We start from the raw sequence: 5,367 nt of genomic DNA, 5'->3' as shown, positions 1-5,367 counted from the left end.
ATCGATACGGAGGGTACAGCCATTACGGAAGATTTTGGGCTGTTGCTCATTGTGGAGCATTTCAATGTAATAAGAGGGATCGTAAATACGATAGCTCAGCCCTTCTTGTGGGTCGACGGGCTGGCTCAACGGCAAAATAAAATCTAACTCGATACGATCTCGAATTTTTCTGAGTGTGAAATCTTGTACTGGCTCGCTGGTCGCGCCTTGTAAACGGTTGAAATAACGGTTTGGTGTCATATGCGTGATCATGACCTGACCAAAATCGTTCAAGCGTTGATCAAACTCGTCAGCAGGGCCGGCGGCTTGTTGTTCCTCAAGGATCATCGCGCTGTACATGGGATCAAACAACCACGCTTCACGTAGTGCTGTAATCTGTCCCTGATCATTCAGCATCGGGCTAATGCGCAAATCGATCCACGCATGTGGATGTGCAAAAGCCCCTTGGCTAAACAGCAGTAGTCCTAAAACCCATAAACATTTTTGCCAATAGTGCATCATCAATGGCCACCTCCAGTCAGCGCTCATCTTAATCAAGTCACCAATCAGGAAGCTAGCGTAAAAATGTTATTGTGTAACTATATGGGTGCGAGACCGGCGTTAAGATTAAAAGACCGGGCATGGTGAAAGTAGGGACGTTGCCTTTAAATGTCTCTTTAAGCGCAAGCGAGCCCCCGAATGAATCGGGGGCTGAAGGGCTAAAGTCAGCTGTCACGCTTAATCGGCACGAGATCTGGGCCGTGGGCCCCACTGGTCCCGCATGGGGTGGCCGTAAGCGTTCATTTCAATTTCTCGAACACGATTCCCTTTCGGGTCGATCAGTATCACTTGCCAGCTGCCTTGATCGCCAGAGGTCACGGTGGCTTCACTGCCTGGGCCGAGCATGCGTAATGCCATCGCATTGGCGATTGTGCGCATTTCAGCTTCGGCATAAGGGTTTTGTTCGGCCATTTGGCGTTTCCCCATTCGATAACCAGGATGGTGGCGTTCATAATGGCCATCACAGGCTTCGCGGCGGTTGTCATCGGCATTGGCACTTTGGGCCATTAAGGCGCTGCCAAGGCCTAATGTGGTGGCAATAGTGAGCGCTCTTAACATCTGGCCTCTAGAGCGAGATACGACGGGTAGCGCCATCTCTTGATGATTGAGGCCATGAGATTGAGATGATGGGTTGCGACGTGATTGAGAGGTGATTGTGTTCATGGTGGTGTCCTTCTTTTTGCACTTATTGATGATCGATACTGCTCTGAACGCGCCCTGAACTCACTTAGTGTCGTCGTGCTTCGCGTTAGGGTTATTGAAGCGCGGGTCTGTCGCAGTGATATGTCGAATTTCACCGAATTTGTCGCAAAATGTCGCAGGCTCTTTATTGGAGATGGTTTGCGACAAAGAAGTGCACCGGTCGGGCATGCTCGCTCGATATACTGATGCCCAAGGTGTCATTAATCGGGCGCCCTCAATTTAGTACCTAATCAATTGAATCCATCTGATACATCGACAGAGGTGATCTTGTGGCCGATGCCTTAACCCAATCCCATATTATGGTGGTGGACGATGATCGTGAACTGCGCGATCTGGTCGGGCGCTACCTTCGTGAGCACGGCTTCCGGGTCAGCCTAGCAGCATCAGGTCAGGATTTGCGGCAACAGCTCCCGACCTTACAGTTGGATCTTGTCGTCCTCGATATCATGATGCCCGGTGAAGATGGGCTATCGGTGTGCCGTTACTTACGCGAGCATACGGCACTCCCGGTCATTATGTTGACGGCCATGGGAGAAGATACTGATCGGATTGTGGGCCTAGAGATGGGCGCTGATGACTACTTGTCTAAACCGTTTAATCCACGTGAGTTACTGGCCCGTATTCGAGCGGTACTGCGGCGGGTCAAAGCCCTGCCGCCTCAATCGGATCACACCTCAGAAGATGATGACTATCACTTTGAAGGCTGGACGCTGAATACCCGTCAGCGCACTTTATTGGATCCCAGTGGTGTCGAAGTGGCGTTATCCACAGGGGAATACCGTTTGCTGTTGGTTTTTTTACAACATCCCCGCCATGTCCTCAGTCGTGATCAGTTGCTGGAGCTGACCCAGGGGCGTGATGCTCAGCCCTTTGATCGCTCAATTGATAACCAAGTCAGTCGGCTACGCCGTAAAATTGAAGTCGACCCTCGAAATCCTCAGCTGATTGGCACGGTTTGGGGTGGGGGCTATCAATGGCAGGGCACGGTGGAGCGTTCATCTGAGGCTTCCGCATGAGGCGCTTCTGGCCCCGCCGCCTGGCCGGACAGCTCATCGTTGGCCTATTACTGACATTGTTGCTGGGTCAGATGGTGACATTGAGCTTATTCCAAGAGGATCGGAGCCGACTGCTACAGGAAAGTGGGCAACGTCATTTGTTGCAGCGTCTAGCCTCTGCTCCCGCGCTACTGGTGGCCACGGATCCAGAGCTCGAGCCGATTTTACTGCGTAACTTATCCACACCCCTGATGCAGTTACGGATGACGGCAACCCCCGAGCTGCAAGGCATTCCCGCCCCTCGCATTGCGCGTTTTTTGTCTCAGGTGGTCGGCATGCCGCTAGCGGTTGAGGCTTCCAGAGTGCCTCAACAGGCTGACTGTCAACAACCGGTGTCGGATCGACCGTCGATGCCGCGAGACCGGGGCGGAAGGCATCGTGGGCTCATGCACCCTCATGGCGTGGCATGTCAGGGCATCCTGCAAGTGGCGATTGAATTGCCTGATGGTCGCTGGTTACACGCCGATATGATCCCTAAACCGCCGACTGATCCTTGGCCGGATTGGTTAATTCCGGGCTTACTGGTGACGGCTTTGGCGATGGTGCTGGTGGTGGTGCTGTCGATTCGACGCCTAACCCGGCCTTTACGCAACCTCAGCGCTGCGGCACTGGCGCTGGGGCGCGGAGAAGGCGCTCAGCTCGATGAGCAAGGGCCCGAAGATTTGCGCGAGGTGATCCGGGCGTTTAACCGGATGCAGGCACAATTGAACAAGCATCTGGACGACCGGACGCGTTTATTGGCGGCACTGTCTCATGATTTGAAAACTCCGATTACCCGCATGCGCTTGAGTGTCGAAATGATGCCCGATAATGAGGATCGACAAGCCCTGCTGCGCAGCTTGGCCGAGATGTCTCAACTGGCCGAAACCACGCTAGACTTTGTGCGTGGCGCCTCGGGTGAGGACGCTCGACTGTTGGATCTGGACGCTTTACTCGATAGCTTGATCGAAGATCGTTTGGTGTCATCTCAGGCCATTACTTATCACAGCCCAGGGCGAGCCCTACTCCGTGGTCGATCGACGGCTTTACGGCGTTTATTCGATAACCTCATTGAAAATGCGCTTAAATATGGTCATCAAGTCGATATTAGCCTTCAACAGGCCGCATCAGGTCATGAGTGGCAGATTATGCTGAAGGACCAAGGGCCGGGTATCCCCGAAGCCGATCAAGCCCGCATGTTTGAACCTTTCCAGCGGCTGGAAGACTCTCGCTCACGAGACACCGGCGGCACCGGATTAGGGCTCTCGATTGCCCGTACCCTGGCTCGACAACACGGTGGCGATATTGAATTGGCAAACCGTTATGACAAAGGCCAAATCTGCGGGCTTTGTGTCCTGGTGACATTACCCTGTGAGGGCACGGATTAACCCGGCTTGAACGGGGCTATCTTGAACGGGGCTATGTTGCCAAATACTTACAGTTGTTACTAAGAAGAGCGACATGCTTTTATCTTCCCGCTTACCCATAAGCCTATTCAAGGAGGAAGCGCGTGAAAGCTGTATTTCTGGGTATCGGGAGTACTTTGCTCTGGACTTTGGGTTTAATTCAGGGGGATTATTCTCGTCCTGGTGAATCTGTCCCTGAGGCCTTGATCTATTTTGCTGTCATTTCATGGGGGGTCGCTTTCATTGGCGCGATGGCCTTGTGGGCCGGTAAGCGAAAAGCTGGAGTGCTGATGGTCACGATAGGCTCGATCTGTTTTTTGCCCTTGGGGTTTATCACGCTTTTCGCGGCTCGCCGGGTGGGGGGTGGCGATCAAGGTTCGCTCGATAAACGGCGTCAGCGGGCCGGTAAACCATCGCCGCAGATCAATACCGTTGTACAGTCTTTTTATGGCCGCAAACAGTCGCGTTTGTGGATCGCGTTGTGGATGCTGATACTCCTTTTGGCGTCAGTGCCCCTGATGCTGAGGCCAGAAGATTACACGGAACTACTTAACCTCAACACCCTGATGATGACGATGGTGTGTTGGCCATTCCCCGTGGGGAGAATAGCGTGGCTGTTGGTATCATTTCCCATTGATATAGTGCTTCAGATGCTTGTTTCTGCCTTCTGCAGCGGTGTGCTGATTTTGACGGTTGGCTGCTGGTATTATATTTCGCCGGTTGCTTGTTTTTTCGCTGAAGATGCCGCGTTTACTCCCACGCCTATTTCGCCGACCCGTAGGGTGCTTTATGATGAAATCGAGCGGGTTGAACAACGCAAAAACAGTGTGATTATTTATTATCGTCCCTATGATCTAAAGGTTGGCAAATCGAGCCGCAAGGCGAGGTTACCTTTCAGATATCTGTTGGAAGATGAAGATCAGGCTGCCTTCTTGAAAGTACTGGCAAAACACGCTGAAATAACGCCTTCCGCGAGTCAATTTTCCCATGCCTGACCCGTCCTGCAAAAAGCGCCGTGCTAGCCATTGGCTGGCGCGAAGTCTTGCCCTGCTGATCACCCAGAGAATCACAGCACTTGTTGCCAAATACTTACAGTTGTTGATCCATAAAACGACATGTTTTCATCCCTGACATTCAAGGATTTCAACACTCAGGGATGAATGAGTATGAACGATATGACGTCGGCTGGCGCCGGTCAGTGTGTCGACATCTTGCTTGAGCAGTTCGATATTGCCCTGTCTCAGCATCAGCGTTTACTGAAATTGGATGTCCCGGCCGCAGGCCCGATGCTGCCGCACCGCCTGGTCGGGCAAGAGGCGATGGGCCAGCCGTTTCGTTATCGTTTGGATTGCATCTCCCAGCGCGGTGACATCGAGCTGAAAACCTTGATGGCGCAACCGGCGACCCTCTCGCTGATGCAGGCCGATGGCAGTTATCGCGATCTCAATGGCTTGGTCGAAGAAGCGGCTCTGCTGGGTGAAGATGGCGGCGTTTATTACTATCAGCTGACGCTGGTGCCCTGGTTCTCCCTGCTCAAACTTGGCCGTGACAGCCGCATCTTCCAAAACCTCAATGTGGTCGACATTGCCACTCAAGTGTTTGATGCCCATGCCGAAGCTGCCGGGCGCTATCGTTTTGATACCCGCCGTGAATACCCGCCGCGCAGCTACTGCGTGCAATACCGC

The 5,367-nt window shown here is 53.0% G+C and carries 6 protein-coding genes; 4 read left to right on the top strand and 2 right to left on the bottom strand.

All coding sequences use genetic code 11. The features are described from left to right. Both BFW38_RS13700 and BFW38_RS13695 read right to left on the bottom strand, forming a co-directional pair. Positions 1–501 (bottom strand): DUF1007 family protein (locus BFW38_RS13700; RefSeq protein ID WP_068999411.1); only part of this gene is annotated, 501 nt, incomplete at its 3' end. A 216-nt stretch (positions 502–717) separates the two neighbouring features. Continuing rightward, positions 718–1,203 (bottom strand): hypothetical protein, encoded by a 486-nt coding sequence (locus tag BFW38_RS13695; protein ID WP_068999410.1) that lies wholly within the window; start codon positions 1,201–1,203, stop codon positions 718–720. A gap of 308 nt (positions 1,204–1,511) precedes the next feature. Here BFW38_RS13695 and BFW38_RS13690 point away from each other — a divergent pair, with 308 nt between their 5' ends. The 4 genes from BFW38_RS13690 to BFW38_RS13675 all read left to right on the top strand — a co-directional run. Then, positions 1,512–2,258, top strand: coding sequence for a response regulator (locus tag BFW38_RS13690; RefSeq protein WP_068999409.1), 747 nt, complete (start codon positions 1,512–1,514; stop codon positions 2,256–2,258). Beyond that, positions 2,255–3,664 carry an ATP-binding protein gene (locus BFW38_RS13685; RefSeq protein ID WP_068999408.1) on the top strand — a complete coding sequence of 470 codons (1,410 nt, stop codon included), beginning with the start codon at positions 2,255–2,257 and terminating at the stop codon, positions 3,662–3,664. The genes BFW38_RS13690 and BFW38_RS13685 overlap by 4 nt, the downstream gene beginning before the upstream one ends. 221 nt (positions 3,665–3,885) lie before the next feature. Beyond that, the gene (locus tag BFW38_RS13680; protein WP_175400986.1) at positions 3,886–4,677 is read left to right on the top strand and encodes a hypothetical protein; all 792 of its coding nucleotides are present in this window, start codon (positions 3,886–3,888) and stop codon (positions 4,675–4,677) included. 171 nt (positions 4,678–4,848) lie between these two features. Beyond that, the coding region (locus BFW38_RS13675; RefSeq protein WP_245686163.1) for a contractile injection system protein, VgrG/Pvc8 family at positions 4,849–5,367 on the top strand (519 nt) is incomplete at its 3' end.

The organism is Terasakiispira papahanaumokuakeensis, from assembly GCF_001709345.1.
GTDB classification, from domain to species: Bacteria; Pseudomonadota; Gammaproteobacteria; order Pseudomonadales; family Halomonadaceae; genus Terasakiispira; species Terasakiispira papahanaumokuakeensis.
This window is presented reverse-complemented; position numbering and strand designations above follow the sequence as displayed.